The organism is Streptosporangium sp. DT93 (genome assembly GCF_049844535.1).
Classification (GTDB): Bacteria; Actinomycetota; Actinomycetes; order Streptosporangiales; family Streptosporangiaceae; genus Streptosporangium.
Genome location: NZ_JBNCLF010000022.1, coordinates 44,127 through 65,882, shown reverse-complemented (window position 1 = coordinate 65,882; position 21,756 = coordinate 44,127). Strand labels below are relative to the sequence as shown.

Sequence of the window (21,756 nt, the reverse complement as noted above, 5' to 3'; positions counted from 1 at the left end):
CCGCCGTCCGGCAGGTGGTCACGTCATCGTCGACGGGAGGCGTCATGAACGACACAGGAGGCGGGCCACTCCCTGCAGTGGCCCTCGCCGATCGGACCGGCGCAGCAGGTGACAGGACCGAGGACGGCACGAAGGGCGGCCGCCTGGGGTTGCCGCAGGCCGTCGCGCTGGTCGTCGGGAACATCGTGGGGACCGGGATCTTCCTGCTCCCGGCCTCGCTGGCGGCCTTCGGGACCGTGAGCATCCTGGCGTTCGGCATCGTCACCCTCGGCGCTCTCGCGCTCGCCGTCGTCTTCGGCCGGCTCGGCCGCCGCCTCCCGGCCTCCGGCGGGCCGTACGCCTACGCCCGCGAGGGCTTCGGGGAGTTCCCCGGCTTCCTCAACGCCTGGTCCTTCTGGATCACCGCCTGGGCCGGCAACGCCGGTATCGCCTTCGCCTGGGTTGGCTACGTCGTCTACTTCGCCGACGCCACGTTCGGGCTCGACTGGAGCGGCGTCCCCACCCAGGTGGTCATCGGATTGACGGGCCTGTGGATCCCGGCGCTGATCAACCTCGCCGGTGTCACCAGGATGGGCCTGTTCCAGCTGGTCACCACCGTCGTGAAGTTCGCCCCGCTGGTCTTCGTCGCGATCGTCGGCCTGTTCTTCGTCAAGGCGGGCAACTTCGGCCCCTTCAACGCCACGGACGGCTCGTGGATCGGTGCCCTTTCGGTGTCGGCCGCGCTGGTGCTGTTCGCCTACTCCGGCGTGGAGAGTGCCGGCATCGCCGCGGAGAAGGTCTCCGACCCCGAGCGCAACATCGGCCGCGCCAGCGTCTACGGCACCCTGGCCTGCGCGGTGCTCTACATGCTCGGCACCGTCGTTGTCTTCGGGACCGTCCCCCACGACAGGCTGGTGAACTCCACGGCGCCCTTCGCCGACGCGATCAACGCGATGTTCGGCGGCGGCGTCTGGGGCGTGGTGATGGCCGCCCTCGCGATCGTCTCCGGTCTCGGGGCGCTGAACGGGTGGACCCTCCTGGTCGCCGAGATGCCGATGGCCGCCGCCCGCGACGGCCTGTTCCCGAAGATGTTCACCCGAATGAGGGGCGGCAACGTGCCGTGGGTCGGCATCGTCGCCGGCACGGCCCTGACCTCGGCGACGTTCGTGCTGGCCTTCGCCGCCGAGAACGCCTTCACCACGATCCTGCTGCTGGCCGCCTTCACCACGGTCGTCCCCTACCTGTTCTCCGCCGCCGCCCAGCTGTTCTGGCTGACGACCGACGGGCGGCGGGCGGCGGGCGGGCACCTGGCCTGGAACATGGCCCTGGCGGTCGTGGCCCTGCTGTTCAGCTTCTGGATGATCTTCGGCGCCGGTGCCGACGCCGTCTTCCAGGGAACGCTCATGCTCCTGGTGGGCATCCCCGTCTACATCTGGGTCAAGGCCTCGCGCGGCGAGTACGGCCCGAAGGAGACCACGCACATCGTCACGGGAGAACTGCGATGAGACTCCACGTCGACTCCGAGGTCGGCACGCTGCGCCAAGTCATCCTGCACAGCCCCGAGCTGTCCTTGAAGAGGCTGACCCCTTCCAACAAGAACGAGTTCCTCTTCGACGACGTGCTGTGGGTGCAGCGCGCGGTGGAGGAACACCAGGAATGGCAGCAGGTCCTGCGCGACCGCGGCATCACCGTTCACCTGCTGTCGGACCTCCTGCGGACCACGGTCGGCATCCTCGAGGCGCGCAAGCACATCCTCGACCGCAGCGTCGACGAGCGCTTCTTCGGGCCGATGGCCGCCGACGCCGTCCGCAACACCCTCGACGGCCTGGACACCGCAACGCTGGCGCGGTTCCTGACCGGTGGCATCACCAAGCGGGAGATCATGGAGCTGGGTTGCGATCCCAGGAGCCTCGCCTTCCGCGTGCTGGAGATGAACGACTTCGTCCTGCCGCCGCTGCCCAACCACCTGTTCACCCGCGACACCTCCTGCTGGATCTACGACGGCGTCTCGATCAACCCGATGAGGAAGAAGGCGCGCCGCCGCGAGACCGTCAACATGGAGGCGATCTACCGCTATCACCCGACGTTCGCCCCCGGCTACGACCGGCCCGACGAGGGCGGCTACAACGTCTGGATGGCCGGCACCCCCTCGGCGCCCGCCACCGTCGAGGGCGGCGACGTCCTCGTCCTGGGCGGGGGCGTGGTGCTGGTGGGGATCAGTGAGCGCACCCAGCCGCAGGCGGTGGAGATGCTGGCGCGGAGCCTGTTCGCGCGAAGGGCGGCCACGAAGATCGTCGCGCTGAACATGCCGAAGGCGCGGGCGTTCATGCACCTGGACACGGTCATGACCAACGTGGACGCCGGCGTGTTCACCAAGTTCGCCGGGCTGGGCATGCTGCCCTCCTACACGGTCGAGCCCGGGGACAACGAGAAGGAACTCAAGATCACCGATCATCCCGCCGAGGACATGCACCGGGCCATCGCGCGGGCACTGGACCTGGACGACATCAAGGTCCTGACCGCCGTCCAGGACGTCTACGCCTCCGAGCGCGAGCAGTGGGACGACGGCTGCAACGTGCTGGCCCTGCGGCCGGGCGTGGTCGTGGCCTACGAGCGCAACACCACCACCAACAACCACCTGCGCGCCAACGGGATCGAGGTGATCACGATCCGGGGCAGCGAGCTGGGCCGAGGCCGCGGCGGCCCGCGCTGCATGAGCTGCCCGATCGAGCGCGAGGGCATCTGACCCGTGGCGCCCTCCCCGCCCCCTTCGGCCGGGCCACCCCGGCAGGAGCCCCCGACCCGCCCATCTCGCAGCGATCCTGACCAGATCCCCGCAATGGAGACCCCCATGACAATCGACCTGCGCAACCGCAGCTTCCTCAAGGAACTCGACTTCACCCCCGAGGAATTCCGCCACCTGATCGAGCTGGCCGCCGACCTCAAGGCCGCCAAGCGCGCCGGCACCGAGCGGCAGCGGCTCGCCGGCAAGAACATCGTCCTCATCTTCGAGAAGACCTCCACCCGCACCCGCTGCGCCTTCGAGGCCGCCGCCCACGACCAGGGCGCCCACGTCACCTACCTCGACCCGGCCGGCTCGCAGATGGGTCACAAGGAGTCGGTCAGGGACACCGCCCGCGTGCTCGGCCGGATGTACGACGGCATCGAATTCCGCGGACGTGAGCAGGCCCACGTCGAGGAACTGGCCGCCTGCTCCGGCGTGCCGGTCTGGAACGGCCTCACCGACGAGTGGCACCCCACCCAGATGCTGGCCGACATGCTCACCATGGGTGAGCACGGCGGCAAGCCCCTGCACCAGGTGTCCTACGCCTACCTCGGTGACGCCCGCAACAACGTGGGCAACTCGCTGCTGGTCACCGGCGCCATGCTCGGCATGGACGTGCGTCTGGTCGCCCCCCGCTCGCTCTGGCCCGACGAGAGCGCGGCCGTCGGGCCCGCCCGGGAACTCGCCGGGCGGACCGGCGCCAGGATCACCCTCACCGAGGACGTGGCCGAGGGGGTGCGGGGGGTCGACTTCCTCTACACCGACGTGTGGGTCTCCATGGGAGAGCCCAAGGAGGTGTGGGACGAGCGCATCGAACTGCTCCTGCCCTACCAGGTGAACACCGCTCTGGTGGAGGCGACCGGCAACCCCGGGGTGAAGTTCATGCACTGCCTGCCGGCCTTCCACAACCGCCAGACCGCGATCGGCGAGGAGCTGTTCGCCAAGACCGGCCTGGAGGCGCTGGAGGTGACCGAGGAGGTCTTCGAGTCGCCCCGGTCCATCGTCTTCGACCAGGCCGAGAACCGGCTGCACACCATCAAGGCCGTCATGGTCGCCACCCTGGGGGCCTGAGCGATGCGCGTACTGGTCGCCCTCGGAGGCAACGCGCTGCTGCGGCGGGGACAGAAGCCCGACGCCGACCTCCAGCAGGACAACGTCCGCGTCGCCGCGACGTCGCTGGCCGAGCTGGCCCGCGAGCACGAGCTCGTCATCACCCACGGCAACGGCCCCCAGGTCGGGGTCCTGGCGCTGGAGAGCGCCGACGACCCCAACCTCACCCGGCCCTATCCGCTCGACACGCTCGGCGCGCAGACCCAGGGCATGATCGGTTACTGGATGCTCCAGGCGCTGCAGAACGCCCTACCCGGACGCCAGGTCATCTGCATGATCAACCAGACGCTCGTCTCCGCGGTGGATCCGGCCCTCGCCGACCCGACCAAGTTCGTCGGCCAAGTCTACGACCGGGCCGAGGGCGAGAGGCTGGCCGAGGAGAACGGCTGGACGGTCAAACCTGATGGACCGTACTGGCGCCGGGTCGTGCCCTCACCCGCCCCGCAGCGGGTGGTGGAGACCCGGCTGATCCGAAACCTGGTCCGCGACGGCATCGTGGTCGTCTGCGCGGGCGGCGGTGGCGTCCCCGTCATCCGTGACGACAAGGGCCGGCTGCGGGGCATCGAGGCGGTCGTCGACAAGGACCTGACCGGATCGATCCTCGCCGAGACGCTGGAGTGCGACGCCTTCCTGATCCTGACCGACGTGCCGCGGGTGATGAGGAACTTCGGCACCCCGCAGCAGCAGGAGATCGGCCACACCACTCCGCACGAGCTGCGTGAGCTGGACTTCCCCGCCGGATCGATGGGACCCAAGGTCGAGGCGGCCTGCCGGTTCGTGGAGAGCACCGGCGACATGGCCGCCATCGGCCGACTCGACCAAGCCTCGGACATCCTGCAGGGCACGGCGGGCACCATCGTCACCCCCAACGCCACTTGGCCCCTGGCCAGCACACTGTGACATCCCGGGCTGCGGGGCATTCCATCCGGCCCGGTCCGTGACACCCGGACCGGGCCGGCACGGTCATTCGTGTTCGAGCGCCCGCGGGAGGACCTCACCGCCTTGGCCGTCGCGTTCGACCTCCACGGACCACTCCGCGGCGAGAGCGGCCAGCGCGCCCACCGCGGTCACGGCCGGAGCGGCGATGAACGCCACCACCCCGACGGTGACCGGAACCTCCAGCACCGTATGCCCGTGGGCGTTCTTCACGATGATCCGGCGGACGTTGCCTTCGTGGATGAACTCCCCGATCCTCTCGGCGAGTTCCGCTCCACGGACCCGTACCTCTTGCCTGGTGACGGTCATCTCCCGGCCTCCATCCTCTGCGACGCCTTGGACCTCCAGCATGTCCGGCCGCCCCCTCGAGCACCGGAGGCCAAGGACCCGCCGGTGGCCGCCGTCGGTCCCCACCGTCGCCGGACAGGTCCGCCGGATGCTCGCCGGTGAGGCCCAAAGACCCTGCGGCCAGACGTCCTATGACTCTGCCCGGCCCCGGCACAGCGGCGGATCATCAAAGTCCCGAGGTGAGGAGCCGACATGACCGCGGTGATCGTCGATGGGTTGTGCAAGAACTACGGACCGGTACGCGCGCTCGACGCGGTGAGTTTCACCGTCGCCGAAGGCGAGGTGTTCGCCCTGCTGGGACCGAACGGCGCTGGCAAGACCACCGCGGTGGAGATCCTGGAGGGCCACCGCGACCGCGACGGCGGCACGGTCTCGGTGCTCGGGTTCGACCCGGCCACCGGCGGGCGGGCCTACCGTGAACGCATCGGGATCGTGTTGCAGGAGGCGGGATTCGAGGAGGAGTTCACCGTCGCCGAGCTGGTCCGGCTGTACGCGGGCTTCTACCCGCACCCGCGCCGCCCGGACGAGGTGATCGAGCAGGTCGGGCTGGCGGACAAGAAGGACGCCCGGGTCCGGACCTTGTCAGGCGGGCAGAGACGCCGCCTGGACCTGGCGTTGGGGCTGGTGGGCCGGCCCGATCTGCTGTTCCTGGACGAGCCGACCACCGGGTTCGACCCCTCGGCCCGGCATCGCGCCTGGGAGCTGATCGAGGGTCTGCGCGCCTTAGGCACCACGATCCTGCTGACCACCCACTACATGGACGAGGCCCAGCACTTGGCCGACCGGGTCGCCGTGCTGCGCGCGGGACGGCTGGTGGCCGTCGGCGCGCCGGACACCCTCGGCGGGAGCACCCGGGGCAGCACACTGTCCTTCCACCTGCCTGAGGATGCGACTCTGGCCGACCTGCCCGTGCTCACGGGGGCGATCGAGCCACGCGGCGCGGTCGTGGCCCTACGGACCACCGAGCCCGCCCGCGACATGTACGCCCTGACCGGGTGGGCCCTGGAGCGAGGATCGGAGCTGACCTCGCTGACGCTGTCGCGGCCGGGCCTGGAGGAGGTCTATCTCGACCTCGTCGAAGAGGCCGGTGAACGCTCCGGCGACCCACGCCCCACGCCCGAGGCGGCCCTCGGGCCCGCGACGGGAAGGGACCCGGCCGCCGAGGACGAGCCCGCGCACGGGAGGCGGTCATGAACGTCACACTGGTCGCCCGCCTGGCCCGGCACGAGGCGCTCTCCTTCCTGCGCACACCGGTCGCGGCGTTCTTCACTGTCGCGATGCCGCTGCTGATGACGGTGATCGTCGGCGCGGCGGTGGGCAACGAGACCGTCGCTCCCGGTTCCGGTGTGCACGTGATGCAGTTCGTCGTCCCGGTCATGACCGTGTTCGGCATCGCCCAGGGCTGCTTCGGCGCCCTGGCCATCCACCTGGCCGACCTGCGCGACCGTGGCTGGCTCAAGCGCGTGCGCGGCACCCCGGTGCCGGCCTGGGCGCTGATGACCGGGCTGGCTGGCGCCTCTCTGGTGATCGCGCTGGCGACGGTCGTCGTGATGCTCGGGGCGGGATGGGTCTTCTACGACGTGCAGCCGGTGTGGCGCACGATGCCGGCGCTGCTGCTCACCCTGCTGCTGGGCGCGCTGTGCTTCACCGCGCTCGGCTTCGCCGTCGTCGCGCTGGTGCGCAACGCGGCGGCGGTGCAGCTGATCGGCACCGGCCTGCTGCTGGCGCTGGCGTTCATCTCCGACATCATCCTGGTCGGTGCCCGGATGCCCGCCTGGCTGGAGACCGTCGGCCGGCTCTTCCCGCTGCGTCATTTCGCCGACGCCGTACGCGATGACTTCAACCCCTTCCTGCCCGGGGCGGGCCTGTACGGTGATCATCTGGCCGTCCTGGCGGCCTGGGGACTGGGTGCCGGGGCGGTGGCGGTGTGGTGCTTCCGCTGGGAACGGCCCCAGGCGGGGGAAAAGGCGGGGGCGGCGCGGACGGCACCCGCTCCGGGAGCGGCGCGGACGGTGCCCGGTCACCTGCCGCGTCCCGGAGGCCGCCCCGCGGCCTGGCGGCTGATTGCCGGCCAGGCCGCGCACGCCACGCTCCGGCTGCGCCGGGACCTGTCCACGGCGTTCTTCACCGTGCTGCTGCCGGTGCTGCTGCTGGTGCTCATCTCGGTGGTCTTCGGCGACGTACAAGTGGAAGGGGTGCGGCTGCCGCTGTTCATGCTGGCCGCGATGATCACTTACACGGTCGGGGTGTCGGGCTATGTCAACCTCACCGAGGCCGTCACCGGTGACCGGGAACGGGGCGTGCTCAAGCGGCTGGCCGGCACGCCGCTGCCGGACTGGGCCTACTACGCGGGCTGGATCGCCTGCGCACTGTGGGTCACTCTGGCCACCGCCGTCGTGCTGGCGCTGGTCGCGGCAGCCGGCTACGGCGTCCGGATCGGGCCCGGGGCGGTGCCCGCGATCCTGGCGACGGTGCTGCTCGGCGTGGCGTGCTTCGCCGCCCTGGGAACGCTGGTGGCGGCGCTGGTGTCCCGCGCTGCGGCCGCGAACGCAATCACCCTGGGCACCTTCCTGCCGATGGCCTTCGTTTCGGACGTGTTCGTCGTCGGCGGGCCGCTGCCCGATGTGCTGGAGCGGGCCGGGGACGTGCTGCCGCTCAAGCACGTCTCGCACGCGCTGCTGGCCGCGCTGGACCCGGCGGGCCGCCCCTGGCCGTGGGCGGACCTGGCGGTCGTGGCCGCCTGGACGCTGGGAGGAGTTCTGGTCGTCGCCGTCGTGAACGGCCGCAAGATGAGAGGTGGTGCGTCGTCATGACAGAGACCGGCCGCACGACGGGCGCAGAAGGAAGATCACCCGCGGTTCTGCCCGCCACGCCCCCGCCCGCCCGGCGCCCGCTCCGGGGCGTCGGCCGGGTGCAAAGGCACCTGGTCGATCCGCTGGTGCGCCGGCTGCTGCGCACCCCCGGGCATCGCCTGATCTCCCGATGGGTCGTCCTGCTGGCCGTCACCGGCCGGCGCAGCGGCGCCACCGTCCTGGTCCCGGCACAATACGCCCAGGACGGCCAGAACCTGACGCTGGTCAGCAGGCGGTCACGGGTGTGGTGGCGCAACCTGGAGGGCGGAGCCCCGCTGCGGCTCACCCTGCGGGGCGTCGAGCGCACCGGGCGGGCCGATGTCAGCCGCGATCCCGAACGGGTACGCGCCGCACTGCTGGCGGTCGGGCGGACCGTCGGCCGCGACGAGCCGCTCATGCCGGTGCGGGAGGCCGTCGCCGTCACCGTACGACTCGATCCCCTCGACCCCGTACCGCCTCCGGCATCCGGTGCGAAGCGCCGGCGCAAAAGGACCGAAAGCCCCCTGACCCGGCAACGGAAGGCTCCGCGAGCGGGAGACGGCGCACGACCATGAAGGTGACACCGCGCAGGCGGGGGCCGAGAGCCCGGCACGGGGACGCGGGAGGGGAAACGATGAGCGGTCCGCGGCAGGTGATCGAGCGTGCCGGTCCCACGGATCTGGTGATGCTGGCGATGGGCGCGTCCGGGCCGGTGCCCCAGCAGATAGGAGCGCTGCTGGTGCTGGCGGCGGAGCCCGGATTCGACCCGGCGGCCGCGCGGGAACTGCTCGCCGAACGGATCCGATCCGTCCCGCGGCTGCGGCAGCGCCTGCTGCGGGTGCCGCCGGGATGCGGCCGTCCGGTGTGGGCCGACGATCCGGCCTTCGACATCGGATCGCACGTGCGGAGCGTGCGCTGCCCGGCACCGGGGGACGAGCGGGCGCTGCTGGACGCGGCCACCGCCGTGGTGTGCGAGCGGCTGCCGGCAGGCCGGCCGCTGTGGGCGGCGGTGTTCCTCACGGGCCTGGCCGACGGCGCGACCGGGCTGGTCATGGTCGTGGACCACGTGCTGGCCGACGGCATCGGCGGGCTTGCCGTACTCGCCGAACTGGTGGACGAGACGGCCACACCGGTACGGACGACGGCCACACCGGCGTCTTCCGCCTTTCCCCGGCGCAGGCCCTCGCTTCCCGCGCTCGCCGCCGACGCCCTCCGGGAACGGCTGCGGGCGCTGCCCCGGCCGTCGCTGTTGTGGCGTGCCGTACGGACGGTCGCCTCGGCCGGGGGCGAACTGCATCCCATGCCCGCCGCCCGGTGCTCACTGCTGCGGCCGACCGGGCCCCGGCGCCGGGTGGAGGTGGTCCGTACCGATCTGGCCGAGCTGCGGGCAGCGGCCCACCGTCGCGGCGGCACCGTCAACGATGCCCTGCTGACCGCGATCACCGGTGCGCTGCGTACGCTGCTGGCCCACCGGGGCGAGGTCGCCGGCACCCTCACCGTGGGGATCATGGTCGCCGGCCGTCGCGTCGCCGCCACCGACCGGCTGGGCAATCAGGCCCGCCCGCTGGTGGTGGCCCTTCCCACCGCGGGCGACTCGCCGGAACGGCTGGAGAAAGTCGCCGCCGTCCTGGCGGCGCGCAAGGAACGGATATCAGGGCCTCCCGTCATCGCCTTGCTGCTCTCGCCGCTGCGCGGCGCGATCCGGCTTGGGCTTTACCGCTGGTTCATGCGGCGTCAGCGCCGCATCCACACGCTGGTGAGCAACGTGCACGGCCCCGACGGGCCGCTGACCTTCGCAGGCGCCGCGATCCGCGCGATCGTCCCGCTCGCGGTCTCCGAGAGCGGCAACATGCCGGTGAGCTTCGACATCCTGTCCTACGCCGGGACGCTCACGATCGCGCTCATCGCCGACCCCGACCACATACCCGACCTGCCCGTCCTGGTCGCCGCCCTGCGGAGCGAACTCGCCGCCCTCGGCCCGCGTCGCATCCTCCCCGCAGACGAGGCATCTCCTCTCCCGTCGCCGGCCCCACCGCCTGCGCAGGGCCGTAAGTCCTGCGCCGCCGGGTCATCAGGCCGTCCCGCTGGGCCCTTGGCCCCTACAGCAACCAGCCCTCGCGCCGGACGATGAGATCGGAACCCAACGTCGGAAGGAACCACCATGAGGATCGGCATCAACGGATTCGGCCGCATCGGCAGAGCCTTCCTGCGACGCGCGCTGCCCGCGGGACTGGAGGTCGTCGCGATCAACGACCTCGCCGACGCCCCCGCCCTGGCGCACCTGCTGGCGTTCGACTCCACCTACGGCCCCCTCGGCCTTCCGGTCACCTCCTCGGCGACCTCGATCGACGTCGACGGCCGCGCCATCCCGGTCACCGCGCACCGCGACCCGGCCGACATCGACTGGGCCGCCCGCGGAGCCGACCTAGTCATCGAGGCCACCGGCAGGTTCCGCACCCGTGACCAGGCGGCCGTCCACCTCAAGGGCGGCGCCCGCCGGGTGCTCATCTCCGCGCCGGGCAAGAACGTCGACGCCACCATCGTGCCCGGCGTCAACGACGCCGCCTACGATCCGGCCCGCCACGAGATCGTCTCCCTGGCCTCCTGCACCACCAACTGCGTCGCGCCGATGGTCAAGGTGCTGCACGAGAACTTCGGCCTGGTCAAGGGATTCATGACGACGGTGCACGCCTACACCGGCGACCAACGGCTGCTGGACGCCCCCCACAAGGACCCGCGCCGGGCCCGCTCCGCCGCGGTCAACATCATCCCCACCACCACCGGCGCGGCCCGCATGGTGGGCGAGGTCCTGCCCGAGCTGGCCGGACGGCTGGACGGCGTCGCCCTGCGGGTGCCGGTGGAGGACGGCTCACTGACCGACCTGTCGGCGCTGCTGACCCGGCCGGTCACCGCCGAAGAGGTCAACCAGGCCTTCGCCGAGGCGGCCGGGGGAGAGCTGCAGGGCATCCTGCGCTACAGCACCGCCCCGCTGGTCTCCCGCGACATCATCGGCGACCCCGCCTCCTGCGTCTTCGACTCCGCCCTCACCCAGGCCGGCGGCGAGCTGGTCAAGGTTTTCGGCTGGTACGACAACGAGGGCGCCTACGCCGGCCGGCTGGTGGAGATGGCCGTCCGCATGGCCGCGCAGCGGTAACCGCGAACCGGGTGACGCACCCGTCGGCGGCGGGTCACCGACCCGCCGCCGAGTGGAACCCGCGGTCGACCGGCGAGCTCATCCGATGCGCGCCAGGCGTTCGGCCCGCTCTTTTATACCCAGGAGCATCTTGCGCTCCATGATCAGGCTGCCCGGCTCCATGATGAGCAGGGTGACCAGCCGCCCGAGCGGGCCGGCGTCAGGGGCTGCGATCCGGTTGCGGCTGATGAGCCTGGTCGTCTCGCCTTCGGGACGCAAGATGAAGGCCCACACCCAGTTGCCGTCCTCGGACTGGAACACCAGTGCCTGTTGCGCCTCCACGACCTGCGCGCGCATCCGCGGGCCGGTCGCCCCCAGAGGCAGGACGTCGTCGGCCTTGAGGCCCTGGAACTGCGGCAGGATCTCATCGGCGCTGTGCATGTTCAGGCCGAAGAGGTTCTCGATCCAGTCGTAGGTGTAGGCGCCCCCGCGACCGCTGCCCATCTGCACCAGCCACGGCCAGATGGCACCGGGCGGCGCGTCGACGGTGACGGCACGGGTGGCGACCAAGCAGGGCCCGGGCAACAACTCGTCCCCGGGCAACACACTTCCCGCCTCGTCGTGGGTCGCTCCCCAGGTCAGACACCGTCTGCGGAGCAATAGCGGGTAGGTTGCCGCAGCGATGCCCGCCGCCAGTAACCCCATCCGGGCGGACGACTTCAGCACAGTGTTCATCATGGCCTCCTGTGGCGTTTCTCTTCGACGCCATGCCTATGGCGACGGGTCGTTTCGGGGCTGGAGGGCCTGGAGTGCGGGGCTGAAGGACCGCCAACGCTCAGGGCGGTCGACACCGGCAGTGCCGTCGGCCGGCGCGTCGAGCAGACGGATCGTCCCCGCGGCGGTCCCCGCCTTGCCCTCCGTTCCGGGCTCCGGCGAGCCCCTCCGGTCAAGAGCGGGTCTTGGGCTCTTGTGTCAGCGCCTCGACCAGCTCCGTGAGATGGGCGACCTGAATCTCCAGATTGTGGATGCGGGCCTCGAGACCTGCTGCGGAGGGGGGCCGGTAGGTCATGGCGATCTGGCGAGCCATCGTCGCTCCTTTTCCTCTTTACGATTCGAGACGTGCCAGAACACACGATGACTGCATCCGGCTCTATCCCGTCGTCGCGCACGGACGGATCGTCCATGCCTTCAGTGTCCGCGCCGACCCGGCCGCCGACTACGGCCGATGGGCCCGCGGGCGTGGGCCGACCGGCCCTGGTGCGTCCTTACGGAGGAACGCGGAGACGGGGGGCGGTGGTCCTGCGCGACCAAGCCGCCGACGCCACCGAGATCACGGTCGGCAGCAGGGGCCTGGCGCCACGCGGCGCCACGCCGCAGGCCCTCTCACCGTGTGGCGGCAGGCATACCCGCAGGTGAAAGTCGTTCTAGTGCGCGACGCCCGGATCCGAGCCGTCGAAACCGGCAGGACACGCGGTGGCCGGGAACACCGGTGGAAGGCGCGGGACCAAAGTCCCTCCGGGCAGAGGTCGCTGGGCTCTACGCGGCGGAGCGGCTGTCCTCCAGCCTGGCGGCATGGATGTGCTCGACCTCTCGCGCTGGCAGTTCGGTATCACGACCGTTTACCACTTCTTGTTCGTGCCGCTCACGATCGGCTTGTCAATCATCGTGGCTGGGCTGCAGACGGCCTGGTACCGGACGAAGAAGCCGGAGTATCTGCGGCTGACCCGGTTCTGGGGGCGCCTGTTTCTGATCAACTTTGCGATGGGCGTGGTGACGGGGATCGTGCAGGAGTTCCAGTTCGGGATGAACTGGAGTGACTACTCACGCTTCGTCGGGGACGTGTTCGGGGCTCCGCTGGCCATGGAAGGGCTGATGGCGTTCTTCCTGGAGTCCACGTTCCTCGGATTGTGGATCTTCGGGTGGGACAAGCTGCCGTCCCGGCTGCACCTGGCCACCATCTGGGTGGCCGCGATCGGCACCAACATCTCGGCCTATTTCATCCTGGCGGCCAACTCCTGGATGCAGCATCCGGTCGGCTATCGCATCAACAACGGCCGTGCCGAGCTGACCGATATCTGGGCGGTACTCACCAACTCGACCACCCTGGTCACCTTTCCGCACGTCATCTTCGGCGCGTTTCTGACGGCCGGGGCGTTCGTGCTGGGCATCAGCGCGTGGTTCCTGCTGCGCAAGCGCGATGTGCCGCTGTTTCGCACGTCGGCGCGGTTGGCGCTGGCCGTCAGCGCGGTGGCGGCGATCGGGGTGTCGATGTCCGGCCACTGGCAGGCGCAGATCATGACCGAGCAGCAGCCGATGAAGATGGCCGCCGCCGAGGCCCTGTGGGAGGACGAGAGCGCGGCCGGTTTCTCACTGTTCGCCGTCGGCGACGTCGAGAACGGCCGCAACCACATCAACGTGCAGATCCCGTACGGGCTGAGCCTGCTGTCCACCAACACCCTGGATGGGCAGGTCGAAGGCGTCAACGACATCCAGGCCCGCTACCAGGCCCTGTACGGGCCGGGCGACTACCGGCCGGTGGTGGGGCTGGCGTACTGGTCGTTCCGGCTGATGATCGGCTTCGGGGCGTTGTCGGCGCTGCTGGCACTGGCCGGTCTGTGGCTGACCCGGCGCGGCCGGCTGCCGTCGGGCCGCTGGGCCTACCGGCTGGCCATCGCCGGGATCGGGCTGCCGTTCCTGGCCAACAGCCTGGGCTGGATCTTCACCGAGATGGGCCGCCAGCCGTGGGCCGTCTTCGGCTTGATGCGCACCGCCGCGGCCGTGTCGCCGAGCGTGGACGTCACCTCCGCGGCGATCACGCTGACCGGCTTCACCCTCGTCTACGCCGTGCTGGCGGTGATCGAGGTGCGGCTGCTGATCAAGTTCATCCGCATCGGGCCGCACGAGGATTCCGCCTCGGAAGCCCCCGTGCCCGCGCTGAGCTACTGAGGGATCCCCGCCATGGAACTCACCACTGTCTGGTTCGTACTGATCGCCGTGTTGTGGACCGGCTACTTCGTTCTCGAGGGCTTCGACTTCGGCGTCGGCATCCTGCTGCCCTTCCTCGGCGGAGGGGAGGCCGATCGGCGCACCATCGTCGCGACGATCGGCCCGGTGTGGGACGGCAACGAGGTGTGGCTCCTGGTGGCCGGCGGCGCCACGTTCGCCGCGTTCCCCGAGTGGTACGCCACCTTGTTCAGCGGTTTCTACCTGCCGTTGTTCCTCATTCTGCTGGCCTTGATCGCGCGCGGGGTGGCGCTGGAGTACCGCGGCAAATCCGACAGCACGCGTGGCTGGGACCGGGCCTTCTTCTGGGGCTCCCTCGGCCCGGCCTTTCTGTGGGGTGTCGCCTTCGCCAACATCCTGCGTGGCGTCCCCTTGGACGCCGACCACGAATACACCGGCACCCTGCTGACCCTTCTCAACCCGTTCGCGCTGCTCGGCGGGCTGGCCACGTTACTGCTGTTCACCCTGCACGGCGCGATCTTCCTGACCTTGCGCACCACGGGGGAGCTGCGCCAGGGCGCCTCCCGCATGACCAAGCGCCTGGCCCCGGCGGCAGTCGTGGTGGTGATGGCGTTCCTGCTGGCCGCAGGCGGTGACAGGCCGATCTGGTGGGCCGCGGTGGCGCTGGTCGCGCTCGGTCTGACCGGCGCCGTGGCCGCGACGTTGCGCGGCCGCGACGGGTGGGCGTTCACGGCCAGCGCGATCGCCGTGATCGCGCTCGTGGCCGCCCTGTTCGGCGGCCTGTGGCCCAACGTGCTGCCCGCCCTGGATCCGGCCAACAGCCTCACCGTGACCAACGCCGCCTCCTCGCCGTACACGCTGACGGTGATGACCTGGGTCGCGGCCCTCTTCACACCTGTGGTGCTGGCCTATCAGGCGTGGACGTACTGGGTGTTTCGCCGCCGTCTCACCGGCGCGACCTGACGATCTCGGCCACGGCCTCACGGCCTGCCTCAGCACGAGGCCGACCTGCTCACCGCTCACGGGCCGGAACGGGCCACCATCCGCCTCCTGGCCATCACCTTGCCGCAACCCAGCCCAGAGCCGGCATCGCCATACCACCGGCAACGGGAACTCCGGCCTCCACCGGCGCCATGGCACCACCCGGGTCTTCTCGGACACCCACCCCGCGATTCCCACGCGCCGGCCCGGCGCAGACTACGGCCGATAGGCCCGCGGTCATGGGCCGACCGGCCCTGGTACGTCCTCGCGGGGAAACGCTGAGATGGGAGAAAGACAAGGAAACACAAAGGAGAACGACCATGTCCGATCCCGTGATCGTGGGCACCGATGGTTCGGCCGCCGCTTCCGCCGCCGTGGAATGGGCCGCCGACGACGCGGCGCGCATGCGCGCTCCGCTGCGCATCGTCTTCGCCCTGGACCGCTCGCCGTACGACATCCCGAGGTTCTCCGCCCCGGAGTGGGGCGATGCCCTGACCCGCAACGCGGAGCGGGTCCTGGCCGAAGCCGAGGCCCTCGTCCGCGAACGCCGGCCCGGGATCGAGGTCACCACCCGCACGATCGAGGGCGCGCCCGCGCTGGTCCTTCGTGACCAGGCCGCCGAGGCCGCCGAGGTCGTGGTCGGCAGCAGGGGGCTGGGCGGGTTCTCCGGAGCCGTGCTCGGCTCGGTGAGCACGCACGTGGCCGGGCACGCCCGCGGGCCGGTGGTCGTCGTCCACCCCGGGCCCCGGACCGCTCACGGGGAGATCGTCGTCGGCATCGACGACTCCCCGCAGTGCGACCCTGCCCTGGCTTACGCCTTCGAGCAGGCCGCGCTGCGCGGCGCCACCTTGCGGGCCCTGTACGCCTGGCAGGCGCCGGTACACGCCTATGCCCCGGAGATCGTCTACGACATGGACGAGATCCGCCGCGCACAGCACCAGGTCGCAGCTGACAAGCTCGCCTCATGGCGGCAGACGTACCCGCAGGTGAAGGTCGTCGAGGATGTCCGGTCGGGGCATCCGGTCGAGGTATTGACCGCAGCCTCGGAGAGGGCGGACCTGGTCGTCGTGGGTTCCCACGGCCGGGGAGCCCTGGGATCGCTGGTGCTGGGCTCGGTCAGCCGGGGCGTTCTGCACCACGCCCGCGGCACCGTGGCCGTGGTCCGCTCACCCCGTGTCTGAGACCGCAGGTGGGCGTCGTCTGGAGGTCGGTCGAGCAGCAGCATCGCGGTGAACAGACAGACGGTGGTGGAGACCGGATCCTGGACGGCCGTGGTCGGCCCCGAGCCGAAGGCGGGGTCGCGGCCGACTTCACAGGAGGTCCCGCGGGTGTGCTCAGGGTCCTTGAGCGGTGCGGCCGGTGGACGGTTCGGGTCCTGTCCGGCCGCACCGTAGGTCTTCACCTCGCCGAGCGGAGATGATCGTGCGGGCTCGATCCTGGGAAGGGCCGGCCGGTGGCCCTCAGACGGATCCGCTGACGACCGGTGGGGCGGGGGCGGGGAGGGGCGGGAGCGGGACCGCGGCCAAGCGGACGCCCAGCATGATCAGCCCACCGCCGGCCAGGAACAGGACGGCCGCGGCGGCGAACGCCCCCGCGATCAAAGTTCCCGTCCAGGCCAGGGGAGCGCCCAGCCGGACGTCGGCGGACACCCGCGCGGAGGCGTCGGCGTTCATGACGACCAGGGTCCACTCGCCCGGCCGGATGTCCCAGGTGAGGGTCTGCCGCCCCATCCCCTCGGCCTGCGCGGTCCAGAACGGCTGCGCACCGGGACGGGTGGCGGGCACCCGGCCCGGAACGCGAACGGGACGGGCGCCGTCATCCGGACCGGGGGAGAAGGTCAGATGCGTCACCCGGTCATGAGCTACGCCGTCCAGGTAGGCGGCGACCTCGCCGTGCGGGGCGATCCCGACGAACACGGGCCCGTTCGCCCCGGCGACCTGGACGCGGAGCGGGCCGACGGCGTCGCTGACGAACCCGACGCCCTGCCCCTCGATCTCGACGTCCTCGACGGTGAGCGCGTACGTGGACGTGTTCACCCGCTCGATGCCGGTGTCGACGAAGCCGTCGGGCCCGCGCGCGGAACCGAGCACGAGGGCACCGGTCCCGGCGATGGCGGCGCCCAGCGCGCAGAACGCGAGCAGGGAGCCCAGCACGGCCGCGGTGGCCGCCCCGGCCGACCACACGTGGGACCGCTCCCTGGGCGGGGCGGCGGGGGCCGCTCCTGTTCCTGCGGGCAGGGGGTTCCCCGCAGGGGGAAGGCGGGCCCCTCCGGGCGGAGGCTGAGGTCCTCCTGCGGGTTCGTCCTCGCCCGTGTCGAGACGGAAGGGTGGGTAGACGTCGGTCATCAGGGTGGCGTAGGCGGCCACCCGCAGCGTCCACCGGTTCATGCCCAGCACGAAGTCGAAGATCGAACGCGGGTAGCGGCCGCGCAACAGCAGAACGACGGCGGAGACGACGACCAGCAGGCCGGTGAGTCCGCCGAAGCCGAGGCTGTGCACGGGGCCGCCGGAGCCCGGCAGGTCGTCTCGCCACAGGACCACGGCGGCGCTGGTGAAGAGCGCGACGACGAGGTAGTGGGGGATGGCCAGCAGCCACCACTTCACCAGCACCAGGCCGCGCGAGAGCCGTACCGGGTAGTCGATCTCCAGCGTGGCCGGGTAGTCCGGGGCCGGGCCGAGGGTGAAGGGCGGGTAGCGGTCGGTGCCCAGCGCCGCGTAGCCGTAGAAGGCGACCCGCCACGTCCAGCGAAGCACGCCTGCGTTGAACTCGAAGATCGGCCGGGGGTAGCGGCCGGTGAACAGGATCGCGAAGAAGGCGATCACCGTCAGGACGGCGAAGGCGATCCACAACAACCCCAGGACGAGGTAGTGCGGGAGGGCCAGCAGCCACTTGACCAGCCACAGGCCCCGGCTCAGCGGCTCGTCCAGGTGGCCGCGCACGCGTACGGGATAGGCGCTCATGGTCCGGGCTCCTTCCGGGAGACACCGATGAGAACGGCTTACCCCACCAGCCCACCACCCGGCCGCGCTCACGCCACCTGCTGAAAGTCCCGAACCGCGCGCCGATGGCCTCGAATCCCGGGTGTTCCGCACGGCCGGCGGTCCCATGACGGTGGAGACCGCACGACGATGAGGCGTTTCACGGCCTGTGCGGTTTTTCTGCGCGATGGCGAGCGGAGGACGGCCGGCGCGGTGGTCCAGGACGATGGTCCTCGCGGCAGGTGACGTCCGGCCGGTGCCGCAACTCTCCCGCGGGTGTGTGATGAAGGGGAAGGAGGCGGTCGTGGCCGGTCGCACCGCCGTCACCGGGAAGCCGCAGGCACCGGCCGCCTCGTTCCGCGTCGAACCCGTGCCGCTCACCACCGAGGAGCCCACTCATGAGACGTTCACACAAGCGCTGGAGTGACCTCTCCGCCCGGCAGCAGGCGGCGATCCTGACGCTGGCCTCCGTAGAGCTGTCGCTCACCGCCACGGCGGCCACCGACCTGTGGTGCAGGCCCGCCGAGCAGGTCAGAGGGTCCAAGGCGTTGTGGTGGCCGCTGCTGTTGGTCCAGCCGGTCGGCCCGATCGCCTACCTCACGCTGGGACGTGTCCCCTCCACCGGCTGACCCACCTATCAGGCACCGAGATCCGCGGCAGGTGACCGATCGCCGATACGCAGGACGGCTGCGCCGGTGACACGGTCGGCGGCCAGGTCCGCCAGCGCCTGGTCGGCCCGCTCGATGTCGTAGGCGGTGGTGGTGACGCGCAGCGGACGGCGGGCGGCGTGCTCCAGCAGGGCACGGCCGTCGGCGCGGGTGTTGGCGGCGACACTGCGCAGCGTGCGCTCCTGGAACAGGTGGTCGGAGTAGTTCAGCGGCGGGATGTCGCTGAGATGGATTCCGGCGACGGCCAGGGTGCCGCCGCGGTCCAGGGCGGCCAGCGCCACCGGGACCAGGTCACCGGCCGGGGCGAACAGGACGGCGGCGTCCAGCGGCTCGGGAGGAGCGTCGTAGGCGCCGCCCGCCGAGGCGGCCCCCAGCTCCAGGGCGAGCGCGCGGGCGGCCGCCGAACGGGTCAGCACGTGCACCGTGGCGCCCTGGGCGAGGGCGACCTGGGCGGTGAGGTGGGCCGAGGCGCCGAACCCGTAGACGCCCAGCCGCCCGCCCGGTGGCAACTCGGCGCGGAGCAACGCCCGGTAGCCGATGATGCCCGCGCACAGCAGCGGGGCCAGCTTCTCGGCCGGCTGGTCCTCGGGCAGAGGGTAGGCGAAGTCCTGCGGCACGGTCAGGTACTCGGCGTAGCCGCCGTCGGCGTCCCAGCCGGTGTAGCGCGAGTACGGGCAGAGGTTCTCCGAGCCCCGGACGCAGTAGCGGCACTCACCGCAGGTCGAGCGGAGCCAGGCCACGCCGATCCGGGTGCCGACAGAGAGCTGATCGGCCCCCTGACCGAGGGCCGCGACACGCCCGACCACCTCGTGCCCGGGCACCGTGCCGGACCGCCGGGGAGCCAGGTCCCCCTCGGCCAGGTGCAGGTCGGTGCGGCAGACCGCGCACACCTCGACCCGGACGAGCACCTCGCCCGAGGCGGGCTCGGGCACGGGCAGCCGTACCCGCTCCAGCGGGTGGGTGGTCACGGGGCCGGGACGGCGGACCACCCAGGCGGTCATCGTCTGCGTCACCCTCCCATCGTCACACGCGCTACCGCCTCCCCCCTTCACTGACCTGGGACGGCATACCTGATCACGACCTGGGGCGATCGAAGATCATGGATACCTCCACGACGCCTGCTCCATCCCATTGCCGCCCGTTAAAAGGAGATGCCACGGCCCAGGGCGGCTTTTGAGGATCTCGACCAAGACGGTGATCGACCCGGCCTGGCGCCAGGCGGGATCGACCACAACCGCCACTTTCGCGCTCTTCCCGTCCGGTGATTCCTATCGTGTGATCGTTACACCACAGCCGGATTCGAGGGGCAAGAGGTCCCCCGGTCACGGGACGTTCCGCCCTGTCCCGCGGCAAGGCTCGCGACGGACGATGAGACAGAGGCGAGCGTCGCCAAGGCGGCCCGCATCCAGGTACCACCCCGGCGGCCGACGTCAGGTGGTGGCCACCGCGGGCCGCGTGAAGTGAGAGGAGAACACCATGCCGATCGAAATCAAGGACGTGATGGGCCGGGTGGCGATCGCGGTGCAGCCGGATACCTCTTTCGCGGGGATTCTCGCGACGATGAAGCGTTTCGCCGTCAGTGCGGTCGCGGTGCTCGATGCGGACCGGCGTCCGGTGGGTGTGGTGTCGCAAGACGATTTGCTGCTCAAAGAAGTCGTCGAGGCACGGCACGGCGCCGGAATCCTCAAGGGCGAAAAACGCTGGCAGGAGCAGCGAAAGGCGGCAGGCGTCAACGCCGCCGAGCTGATGACCAGCCCGGCGATCACGGTGACTCCGGGAACGCCGGTCCGCGAGGCGGCTCGGCTGATGCACGAGCGGCGGATCAAGCAACTGCCGGTGATCGATCCGGTCACCGGCCGAATCATCGGCACGGTGCACCAGCGGGATCTGCTGCGGGTCTTCACCCGTCCGGCGGAGGAGATGCGTGCCGAGATCGAGGCGGTCGTGCGCGGTGCGGCCGGACTCGATCCATCGACGGTGTCGATCGGCGTTCGGGACGGGGTGGTGACGGTCGGCGGCGTCGTCGAGCGCACGTCCCAGATCACCCGTCTGGTGGAGGCGATCGGCCGGGTGGAGGGCGTCATCAAGGTCGTGCCCGAGTTCACCTTCGCTCACGACGACAGCGCCGGCATCGTCACCCCGCCTTTGTACTAACAACTAGAAGATCTTGATCGCATCAGAAGGCGTACCTACCGGCGCGCTCACATACGTGATCGCGCCGTTGCGGTAGTCGTGTTGGGGGATGTGGCCTACCCCCTAAGGTGCGGTCGCTGTCTGGCTCTGCTGTGGTGGATGGGCTTCGCTGGCCTGGCCGGCGAGGAGCTGGCTGATTGTCTGCTGGGCGGTAGCCTCGCGTTGTTCGGCGGTCGTGGCGCGGTGGCTGGCCTGCTCCAACGCCTGCTGCAGGGTTTCCAGCTGGGCGGTGGCCACTGCGGCGGCGGTACGGGCCTCGTCGCGTTGATCACGGATCTGTTGCAGAGCCTGAGCTTGGGCGGCGAGTTCCTCGCGGACCCGGCTGGCCTCGGCACGAGCCGTCTCGACTTCCTGGTGCATCTGATCACGGACGGCCTCAGCGCGCTCGGCGCGGCCACCAACGGCTATCAGGTCGGTTGCGAACTGCCACGAAACTGTCAGTAGTGATTTGCCATGAGGTGTCAGTCCGCAGGTCAGAGCGTTGATCCGGCCGAGGCGCTTCAGGAAGTTCCGTCTGCACAAACTCCAGTAATCGCCCAGAACGGACTCCTTCCTCCACCGAGAGCTTTGAGTTGCCCCGACCCTACTGCCGCTTTCTGTAGTGGCTCTCTTTTTCTCTTTGAGAGGACTGTCGCCGATTGGCAAGATGCCACGTTCTGACAACTGAAATCCGTGCTCTGAAGTGCAGTTTTGCCACACGGTGTCAGTGGCTTGTGCCATGACATGTCAGTGATGGCTGTCTCTGATGCCCAGTGCAGTATGGGCGGTTTACCTATGCGGGTTCGCCGGGGCGGGAGGCTGGCGTAGTGGCGAGAGGGAGGCGGAAGCTAGGCGGCGTGGCAGTGGTGCG

21 protein-coding genes are annotated in these 21,756 nt (G+C 70.6%); 16 read left to right on the top strand and 5 right to left on the bottom strand.

The annotated features are described in order from the left end of the window. Positions 1–44: 44 nt before the first annotated feature. The 4 genes from ACLQ2R_RS33545 to arcC all read left to right on the top strand — a co-directional run bounded on the left by ACLQ2R_RS33545 (position 45) and on the right by arcC (position 4,774). On the top strand, positions 45–1,484 hold the full coding sequence (locus tag ACLQ2R_RS33545) for an amino acid permease (RefSeq protein WP_425965433.1): 1,440 nt from the start codon (positions 45–47) through the stop codon (positions 1,482–1,484). Then, complete coding sequence (locus ACLQ2R_RS33540; protein WP_425965432.1) at positions 1,481–2,725, top strand: arginine deiminase; 1,245 nt, start codon at positions 1,481–1,483, stop codon at positions 2,723–2,725. Before ACLQ2R_RS33545 ends, ACLQ2R_RS33540 begins: the two co-directional genes overlap by 4 nt. Positions 2,726–2,830: 105 nt before the next feature. Beyond that, on the top strand, positions 2,831–3,835 hold the full coding sequence (gene argF / locus ACLQ2R_RS33535; RefSeq protein ID WP_344887272.1) for an ornithine carbamoyltransferase: 1,005 nt from the start codon (positions 2,831–2,833) through the stop codon (positions 3,833–3,835). A 3-nt stretch (positions 3,836–3,838) separates the two neighbouring features. After that, a complete protein-coding gene (arcC, locus tag ACLQ2R_RS33530) occupies positions 3,839–4,774 on the top strand; it encodes a carbamate kinase (protein ID WP_425965431.1) in 936 nt (311 codons plus the stop codon). A 63-nt stretch (positions 4,775–4,837) separates the two neighbouring features. On the opposite strand, the gene ACLQ2R_RS33525 is transcribed toward arcC, so the two are convergent. Next, a complete protein-coding gene (locus ACLQ2R_RS33525) occupies positions 4,838–5,119 on the bottom strand; it encodes a DUF4342 domain-containing protein (RefSeq protein ID WP_425965430.1) in 282 nt (93 codons plus the stop codon). Positions 5,120–5,350: 231 nt separating this feature from the next. Here ACLQ2R_RS33525 and ACLQ2R_RS33520 point away from each other — a divergent pair, with 231 nt between their 5' ends. The 5 genes from ACLQ2R_RS33520 to gap are packed head-to-tail and all read left to right on the top strand — an operon-like array spanning position 5,351 to position 11,143. Then, entirely contained in the window at positions 5,351–6,352 is a 1,002-nt protein-coding gene (locus ACLQ2R_RS33520) for an ABC transporter ATP-binding protein (protein ID WP_425965429.1), read from the top strand. Next, on the top strand, positions 6,349–7,971 hold the full coding sequence (locus tag ACLQ2R_RS33515) for an ABC transporter permease (protein ID WP_425965428.1): 1,623 nt from the start codon (positions 6,349–6,351) through the stop codon (positions 7,969–7,971). Before ACLQ2R_RS33520 ends, ACLQ2R_RS33515 begins: the two co-directional genes overlap by 4 nt. Then, a complete protein-coding gene (locus ACLQ2R_RS33510; RefSeq protein WP_425965427.1) occupies positions 7,968–8,564 on the top strand; it encodes a nitroreductase/quinone reductase family protein in 597 nt (198 codons plus the stop codon). Before ACLQ2R_RS33515 ends, ACLQ2R_RS33510 begins: the two co-directional genes overlap by 4 nt. A 59-nt stretch (positions 8,565–8,623) precedes the next feature. Beyond that, on the top strand, positions 8,624–10,120 hold the full coding sequence (locus tag ACLQ2R_RS33505) for a wax ester/triacylglycerol synthase domain-containing protein (protein ID WP_425965426.1): 1,497 nt from the start codon (positions 8,624–8,626) through the stop codon (positions 10,118–10,120). A 30-nt stretch (positions 10,121–10,150) separates the two neighbouring features. Beyond that, on the top strand, positions 10,151–11,143 hold the full coding sequence (gene gap / locus ACLQ2R_RS33500) for a type I glyceraldehyde-3-phosphate dehydrogenase (protein ID WP_425965425.1): 993 nt from the start codon (positions 10,151–10,153) through the stop codon (positions 11,141–11,143). A gap of 78 nt (positions 11,144–11,221) precedes the next feature. Here gap and ACLQ2R_RS33495 read toward each other — a convergent pair whose 3' ends face one another. Further along, on the bottom strand, positions 11,222–11,692 hold the full coding sequence (locus ACLQ2R_RS33495; RefSeq protein WP_425965424.1) for a hypothetical protein: 471 nt from the start codon (positions 11,690–11,692) through the stop codon (positions 11,222–11,224). A 376-nt stretch (positions 11,693–12,068) separates the two neighbouring features. Then, positions 12,069–12,209 carry a hypothetical protein gene (locus ACLQ2R_RS33490; protein ID WP_425965423.1) on the bottom strand — a complete coding sequence of 47 codons (141 nt, stop codon included), beginning with the start codon at positions 12,207–12,209 and terminating at the stop codon, positions 12,069–12,071. A gap of 485 nt (positions 12,210–12,694) precedes the next feature. Between ACLQ2R_RS33490 and ACLQ2R_RS33485 the strand changes: the two genes are divergently transcribed. The 3 genes from ACLQ2R_RS33485 (at position 12,695) to ACLQ2R_RS33475 (ending at position 16,248) form a co-directional block, all read left to right on the top strand. After that, a complete protein-coding gene (locus ACLQ2R_RS33485; protein ID WP_425965422.1) occupies positions 12,695–14,068 on the top strand; it encodes a cytochrome ubiquinol oxidase subunit I in 1,374 nt (457 codons plus the stop codon). Positions 14,069–14,080: 12 nt separating this feature from the next. After that, on the top strand, positions 14,081–15,049 hold the full coding sequence (cydB, locus tag ACLQ2R_RS33480) for a cytochrome d ubiquinol oxidase subunit II (RefSeq protein ID WP_344887250.1): 969 nt from the start codon (positions 14,081–14,083) through the stop codon (positions 15,047–15,049). A gap of 338 nt (positions 15,050–15,387) precedes the next feature. Then, a complete protein-coding gene (locus ACLQ2R_RS33475; protein WP_425965421.1) occupies positions 15,388–16,248 on the top strand; it encodes a universal stress protein in 861 nt (286 codons plus the stop codon). Positions 16,249–16,527: 279 nt separating this feature from the next. Here the strand turns inward: ACLQ2R_RS33475 and ACLQ2R_RS33470 are convergent, their stop codons facing one another. Next, on the bottom strand, positions 16,528–18,027 hold the full coding sequence (locus ACLQ2R_RS33470; RefSeq protein WP_425965420.1) for a DUF4389 domain-containing protein: 1,500 nt from the start codon (positions 18,025–18,027) through the stop codon (positions 16,528–16,530). 322 nt (positions 18,028–18,349) lie between these two features. Here ACLQ2R_RS33470 and ACLQ2R_RS33465 point away from each other — a divergent pair, with 322 nt between their 5' ends. Both ACLQ2R_RS33465 and ACLQ2R_RS33460 read left to right on the top strand, forming a co-directional pair. After that, positions 18,350–18,472 (top strand): hypothetical protein, encoded by a 123-nt coding sequence (locus ACLQ2R_RS33465; protein WP_425965419.1) that lies wholly within the window; start codon positions 18,350–18,352, stop codon positions 18,470–18,472. Then, a complete protein-coding gene (locus tag ACLQ2R_RS33460; protein WP_425965418.1) occupies positions 18,444–18,674 on the top strand; it encodes a hypothetical protein in 231 nt (76 codons plus the stop codon). Before ACLQ2R_RS33465 ends, ACLQ2R_RS33460 begins: the two co-directional genes overlap by 29 nt. Before the next feature lie 8 nt (positions 18,675–18,682). Here ACLQ2R_RS33460 and ACLQ2R_RS33455 read toward each other — a convergent pair whose 3' ends face one another. After that, positions 18,683–19,726, bottom strand: a complete 1,044-nt coding sequence (locus tag ACLQ2R_RS33455; RefSeq protein WP_425965417.1) for a zinc-binding alcohol dehydrogenase family protein — start codon at positions 19,724–19,726, stop codon at positions 18,683–18,685. 463 nt (positions 19,727–20,189) lie between these two features. Between ACLQ2R_RS33455 and ACLQ2R_RS33450 the strand changes: the two genes are divergently transcribed. Further along, positions 20,190–20,867 carry a CBS domain-containing protein gene (locus ACLQ2R_RS33450; RefSeq protein WP_425965416.1) on the top strand — a complete coding sequence of 226 codons (678 nt, stop codon included), beginning with the start codon at positions 20,190–20,192 and terminating at the stop codon, positions 20,865–20,867. Positions 20,868–21,005: 138 nt separating this feature from the next. Next, positions 21,006–21,350, top strand: coding sequence for a hypothetical protein (locus ACLQ2R_RS33445; RefSeq protein ID WP_425965415.1), 345 nt, complete (start codon positions 21,006–21,008; stop codon positions 21,348–21,350). Positions 21,351–21,756 lie beyond the last annotated feature (406 nt).

What these genes read in the sequence shown, in the direction of transcription:
- ACLQ2R_RS33545 (WP_425965433.1), top strand. Translation starts at nt 45, where the DNA reads ATGAACGACACAGGAGGCGGGCCACTCCCTGCAGTGGCCCTCGCCGAT.
- ACLQ2R_RS33540 (WP_425965432.1), top strand. Translation starts at nt 1,481, where the DNA reads ATGAGACTCCACGTCGACTCCGAGGTCGGCACGCTGCGCCAAGTCATC.
- argF (WP_344887272.1), top strand. Translation starts at nt 2,831, where the DNA reads ATGACAATCGACCTGCGCAACCGCAGCTTCCTCAAGGAACTCGACTTC.
- arcC (WP_425965431.1), top strand. Translation starts at nt 3,839, where the DNA reads ATGCGCGTACTGGTCGCCCTCGGAGGCAACGCGCTGCTGCGGCGGGGA.
- ACLQ2R_RS33525 (WP_425965430.1), bottom strand. Translation starts at nt 5,119, where the DNA reads ATGACCGTCACCAGGCAAGAGGTACGGGTCCGTGGAGCGGAACTCGCC.
- ACLQ2R_RS33520 (WP_425965429.1), top strand. Translation starts at nt 5,351, where the DNA reads ATGACCGCGGTGATCGTCGATGGGTTGTGCAAGAACTACGGACCGGTA.
- ACLQ2R_RS33515 (WP_425965428.1), top strand. Translation starts at nt 6,349, where the DNA reads ATGAACGTCACACTGGTCGCCCGCCTGGCCCGGCACGAGGCGCTCTCC.
- ACLQ2R_RS33510 (WP_425965427.1), top strand. Translation starts at nt 7,968, where the DNA reads ATGACAGAGACCGGCCGCACGACGGGCGCAGAAGGAAGATCACCCGCG.
- ACLQ2R_RS33505 (WP_425965426.1), top strand. Translation starts at nt 8,624, where the DNA reads ATGAGCGGTCCGCGGCAGGTGATCGAGCGTGCCGGTCCCACGGATCTG.
- gap (WP_425965425.1), top strand. Translation starts at nt 10,151, where the DNA reads ATGAGGATCGGCATCAACGGATTCGGCCGCATCGGCAGAGCCTTCCTG.
- ACLQ2R_RS33490 (WP_425965423.1), bottom strand. Translation starts at nt 12,209, where the DNA reads ATGGCTCGCCAGATCGCCATGACCTACCGGCCCCCCTCCGCAGCAGGT.
- ACLQ2R_RS33485 (WP_425965422.1), top strand. Translation starts at nt 12,695, where the DNA reads ATGGATGTGCTCGACCTCTCGCGCTGGCAGTTCGGTATCACGACCGTT.
- cydB (WP_344887250.1), top strand. Translation starts at nt 14,081, where the DNA reads ATGGAACTCACCACTGTCTGGTTCGTACTGATCGCCGTGTTGTGGACC.
- ACLQ2R_RS33475 (WP_425965421.1), top strand. Translation starts at nt 15,388, where the DNA reads ATGTCCGATCCCGTGATCGTGGGCACCGATGGTTCGGCCGCCGCTTCC.
- ACLQ2R_RS33470 (WP_425965420.1), bottom strand. Translation starts at nt 18,027, where the DNA reads ATGAGCGCCTATCCCGTACGCGTGCGCGGCCACCTGGACGAGCCGCTG.
- ACLQ2R_RS33460 (WP_425965418.1), top strand. Translation starts at nt 18,444, where the DNA reads ATGAGACGTTCACACAAGCGCTGGAGTGACCTCTCCGCCCGGCAGCAG.
- ACLQ2R_RS33450 (WP_425965416.1), top strand. Translation starts at nt 20,190, where the DNA reads ATGCCGATCGAAATCAAGGACGTGATGGGCCGGGTGGCGATCGCGGTG.
- ACLQ2R_RS33445 (WP_425965415.1), top strand. Translation starts at nt 21,006, where the DNA reads ATGGGCTTCGCTGGCCTGGCCGGCGAGGAGCTGGCTGATTGTCTGCTG.